This is a genomic window from Latilactobacillus graminis DSM 20719, from assembly GCF_001436415.1.
Classification (GTDB): Bacteria; Bacillota; Bacilli; order Lactobacillales; family Lactobacillaceae; genus Latilactobacillus; species Latilactobacillus graminis.
This window is the reverse complement of the sequence record NZ_AYZB01000023.1, coordinates 1-906: the sequence shown is the minus strand read 5'-3', so window position 1 is coordinate 906 and position 906 is coordinate 1. Positions and strand designations below refer to the sequence as shown.

1 protein-coding gene is annotated in these 906 nt (G+C 41.2%); it reads left to right on the top strand.

Annotation, left to right across the window (positions count from 1 at the left end; all coding sequences use genetic code 11):
• Positions 1-38: 38 nt before the first annotated feature.
• Positions 39-356, top strand: coding sequence for a hypothetical protein (locus FC90_RS04905; RefSeq protein ID WP_157053039.1), 318 nt, complete (start codon positions 39-41; stop codon positions 354-356).
• Positions 357-906: the final 550 nt, after the last annotated feature.

Sequence of the window (906 nt, the reverse complement as noted above, 5' to 3'; positions counted from 1 at the left end):
GGCGAAATTGATACAATGACGAGAGAAGGCGGAGGAGCGTGGAAGAAATGATTAATTTAATTACACAATTACAAGCAACTTTTCTACTAGAAAACTATCGAAGTGAGACCGTTGGCGACATTTTGCAAGGCAAATTTATTCAACCTGTTAGCGCTAATAACTTTCTTGCAATCGACAATACAAACGAAGATGCATACGCAGTTGAATTTAAACCCCTTTCTCAAGCTGTTAACTGGCTGAACGGTAAGTTTGAGCTTAACGACTATTTCAAAGGTATGGTGAATGAAGACGGTGAAGTTGTAGAAGTGCAAAAGCATCAAACGCACATCGTTATCAGATTGATTGAATGCCTGTAATATCAGTGGTATAATAAAGATACACAAAAAGGAGCCATGCTCGAACATGACCCCCGAAGTAAGCAGACCGCTAAGCGGTTGACGTCTATTAGATAGAAATAGCTATCCTAACTCTGCCAAAAGTTATCGGGACGGCTATTTTTTTATTGTCTTATAGAGGTTTTGCCAAGCAATAACAAGTTTTGTAATGGCATTAGTCAGCTTTTCAACTGCCAAAATGATTGCCGTTACACCACTAATTACTGCTAGGATTATCCCAAAAAACAACTAGGCTACTCCTTTCTGTAGATTCTGGACACTCTGCAAGAACTGCATAAGCACCACCACCTGACATCAAGTTTTGCCAACCGTCTTAACTTTCTGCTTACATATATTATACCATAGAAAACCGCCCAAAACACTATTATATCAGTGTTTTGGGCGGTTTTTAGTTTCTTTATTTTTGTTTGAGGGGTAGCCGTAGTAGGTCACACAAAATTCGTGTGACCTACTACGGCATAACGTTGGTCGCGCTCCAGCCACCACCACCGCGCACCCAACGTGGCGGCCG